The sequence below is a fragment of the Helicobacter mehlei genome, from assembly GCF_003660265.1.
Lineage (GTDB): Bacteria > Campylobacterota > Campylobacteria > Campylobacterales > Helicobacteraceae > Helicobacter > Helicobacter mehlei.
Window position 1 is genome coordinate 1 of the sequence record NZ_QXQP01000042.1, and the last position, 3,110, is coordinate 3,110.

The window sequence follows — 3,110 nt, forward strand, 5'->3', positions numbered from 1 at the left end:
TAGAACCACAGAACAGCAGTGGCGCGACACTTCTTATTGGGGCAAGGAGGCTTATACCACAACAGAGGAGTATTGGGACACCGAGCGTTATTGGATATATCCACGCCCAAGAAAAGGGGCTTAAAACCCCAGAAGATCACGCCACTTTGCACCGCTTTATTTTAGATAAGTGGCAGGGGGTGTTGGAGGATAAGATCGCCACATGGAAACACGCCACGCAAGCCAAAATGGAGCAGGATTTTTTAGAGCGCATGCGTGCATGGTTTAAGGCTCTATGGCAGGCAAAACAGCTAGCCAAGCAATCCCCCGAACTTTTTGGCACAAGTGGGTTATTTATGGACGCTAAGGGGCTAGCCCTAGAATCCCTAGATTTAGAGGGCTTGGGCGATGAACAGGCACAAAAACGCGCCTTAGAAAATTTAGAGGGCTTGGATACGGATATAAAGACCCAACATAGAGGGCATGCCTTTTCTGTGGGCTTAAGCCTCACACGCCTAAACCTCGCCCAAATTAAAGCCCTCTTTGCCCGAATCAAAAACAATAAAGTCTTAATGCAAATCTGCGATCTGCTGGGGCGCATGAAAGAGATGCAACAAGAAATGATTAAGGAGGTGATCAAGGAGCAACGCACTTACGCCTATACAGAACACCACCCTACTAGAGATTATAAAGAGGAAATTTGTGGGATTCATTTGAGTCATGATTTAGAAAACTTGATCCCTCAAGAATTGGCCCTGTTAGATGACCCCGATTTGGAGGTGTTGTTTTACCTGAAATTTACAGAAAAACGCCTCTTTTGCTTTGAGAAGCAGGGTTATATTGATCACCATTTGGAGGGGATAGAGGAAGTGGAGGTAGAGATAGAAAAGGAGCAGGAAAAAGAGGGAGAGAAAGGACCTATCATTATTTGCGTGGATACCAGCGGGTCGATGAGTGGCGACCCTGAACTCATTGTTAAGGCTCTCACTTTGTTTTTGAGCGTGCATGCCAAGAGAGAAAAACGGGCGTGCTATTTGATCAATTTTAGCGAGGGGACAACAGCTGTAGATTTGAGCGGTGGGGATTGGATGGCTAGGCTCAACAACTTTTTAACCTTTAGTTTTAGGGGTGGCTGGGAAAATGTGGATTTAGCCATCAAGCAGGGCATAGAGCAGATGGAAAGAGAAAACTATAAGAATGCAGACCTTTTGGTGATCTCAGATGGCTATTTTACCAACACCAACATGGGCGACCTTGCTAGGCAAATGCAAAACAAACGCCAAGATAAAAACCGCTTTTATTTGCTCGATGTCAATGGCAACTCGGGGGCAAAACGCGCCTTTGATAAACACTGGGTCTATGATAGCCGTAGCCAAAATATCCGCGTGCTGTGCAAACTAGGCAACGATTTGGGGGCGTGATTGATCCTATTTGTGGGCCTTAAGCTAATTTTGGCTATAATTATAGGTTGCATGGGCGGTGGTTGCTTTGGATCAAACCAAAGAGGAAAGTCCGAGCTACATAAGACAGGATTCCATTTAACAGATGGCTAGCGTGAGCTAAGGGAAAGTGCCACAGAAAATAACCGCTCGTTGAGAGTAAGGGTGAAAAGGTGGGGTAAGAGCCCACCGCGTCCTAAGCAATTAGGATCGGACTTAGGCAAACCCAATCTGTAGCAAGAAGTGTATGGTAAGGTCTTAAGTTTAGGCACTTCGCAAGAGGTGGGTTGTAAAACTCATCCTAGATAAATAACCACCCACGACAGAACTCGGCTTATGCCCATGCACCATAAAGGACAACATGCACCAAAGCGTTTTATTGCAAGAAGTGGTTCGAGCTTTTCAAGAAATCATACAAACAACACCCCAGCCTATTTTGATCGATTGCACTTTGGGCTTGGGCGGGCACACTCTGGCTTTATTAGAAACCTACCCTCATTTAAACATCATAGGGATCGATCAGGACTTAGAGGCTAAAGAGCAGGCTTTAGAAAAACTAGCCCCCTATGGCAATCGTTTTAACTTCATGCATGGCAATTTTGCTACGCTATTGCCCTCTCTTTTAGAAAATCCCTCTCTTTGCATTAAAGGCGTGCTAGCCGATTTGGGGGTGAGTTCTTGGCAACTAGATAGCCCCCATCGGGGCTTTGGGTTCCATTCCAAGCAGTTGGATATGCGCATGGATACAGACCAATCTTTGGATGCGTTTAAAGTGGTGAATACCTACAGCCTTTATCACTTGGAGCGGGTGTTGCAAGCAGGCGAGGTGCGTGAATATAAAAAAATCGCCTCTTTGATCGCTAATAGACGGCATAAACAGCCCTTTGAGAGCGCACAGGATTTAGCCGACTTTTTAGCCAAACACGCCCACAGAAGCAAGCTCCACCCTGCTACTTTGATCTTCCAAGCGATTCGCATGGAGGTTAATTCTGAGATGGAAAACTTACACACACTCTTAAAGTGTGCCAAAAATCTAAAAGAAGCTGTATTAGCCGTGATTTCTTTTCATTCTTTAGAGGATCGCCAAGTCAAGCACACCTTTAGGGAGTATGCTCAGTCTTGGGGAATCTGTGCCACTAAAAAACCCATCACCCCAAGTGCCCAAGAATTAAACACCAACCCTAGAGCGCGGAGTGCTAAAATGCGTATTTTTTATTTTCAAGGTTTTTGATGACAACAACAAGCATGGATGTAGAACACCCCTTAGAGGAACGCCGCTTACGTACCAGCCAAAAAGAACGCGATGCTTTATTCAATCAAGAAGTGGTGAAACAAGGAATTCCCCTCTCTTTGTTGTGGCGTGTATTGGGCGTTTTGGTGATTGTGTTGGTCTTATTTGCGCCTAAAATTTATTTGACAAATAATATCTACTACACCAGCAAATCAATCCAAAAGCTCAAGACTCAGGAAAATTTGCTCAAAGAGGAAAAACATCGCCTAGAGCTAGAACTTGAAAAACAACGCTTTAAATACACCATTGAAAACATGCCCTAGGGGGTGGAAGTCTGTTTCACAAACTCCCGATTCACCCCTGCCATTTTGTCAGCCACCATTTGGGGGAAGTTGGGGTGGGGGATTTGCAAATTTATCCCTGCATATTTATAAATCTCCACACAACGTCCCAAACCATCG

General features: G+C 45.0%; 3 protein-coding genes and 1 other RNA gene. All 4 read left to right on the forward strand.

Going from position 1 to position 3,110, the window contains the following annotated elements; translation table 11 throughout:
- A partial coding sequence (locus EAO36_RS08025) for a vWA domain-containing protein (RefSeq protein WP_235852215.1) occupies nucleotides 1-1,400 on the forward strand: 1,400 nt, incomplete at its 5' end.
- Between the two features lie 46 nt (nucleotides 1,401-1,446).
- Nucleotides 1,447-1,771, forward strand: an RNA gene (rnpB, locus tag EAO36_RS08030) — RNase P RNA component class A.
- A gap of 8 nt (nucleotides 1,772-1,779) precedes the next feature.
- Entirely contained in the window at nucleotides 1,780-2,649 is an 870-nt protein-coding gene (gene rsmH, locus EAO36_RS08035) for a 16S rRNA (cytosine(1402)-N(4))-methyltransferase RsmH (protein ID WP_120947959.1), read from the forward strand.
- Nucleotides 2,649-2,972, forward strand: coding sequence for a hypothetical protein (locus EAO36_RS08040; protein ID WP_104640905.1), 324 nt, complete (start codon nucleotides 2,649-2,651; stop codon nucleotides 2,970-2,972). The genes rsmH and EAO36_RS08040 overlap by 1 nt, the downstream gene beginning before the upstream one ends.
- The last annotated feature ends 138 nt before the right edge of the window (nucleotides 2,973-3,110 follow it).

Bases quoted from the DNA above. Each gene is read 5' to 3' on its own strand.
- rsmH (WP_120947959.1), top strand. From the start codon at position 1,780: ATGCACCAAAGCGTTTTATTGCAAGAAGTGGTTCGAGCTTTTCAAGAA.
- EAO36_RS08040 (WP_104640905.1), top strand. From the start codon at position 2,649: ATGACAACAACAAGCATGGATGTAGAACACCCCTTAGAGGAACGCCGC.